Raw genomic sequence first — 241 nt, 5'->3', positions numbered from 1 at the left:
CACGCCGGTACTGCGCCAGCGGGCTCGCCAGGGGCCGGGGCCAGGTCGCCGCCGGTGTCGTGACGCGGTTGTGCTCCCGGATCCGACCGCGTCGGCCCTGGTTGCTGGCCAGGTCGTGCAGGTGCCGGACGGCGTCGGCGTCGTCGAGGGCCAGCAGACCTTCCACGTCGTGGCGGCCGAACTCGCGGACCCCGCTGGAGGCCATCGCGACGACGGGCAGGCCGACGCAGCGGGCTTCCAG

1 protein-coding gene is annotated in these 241 nt (G+C 75.5%); it reads right to left on the bottom strand.

The window, feature by feature from the left end:
- A partial coding sequence (locus AC0I8G_RS26125) for a glycosyltransferase (RefSeq protein ID WP_471732534.1) occupies positions 1-241 on the bottom strand: 241 nt, incomplete at both ends.

Source organism: Kineococcus sp. AC630 (assembly GCF_979255925.1).
Note: the sequence above shows the minus strand (reverse complement) of the source record. Positions and strands in the feature narration are given on the sequence as shown.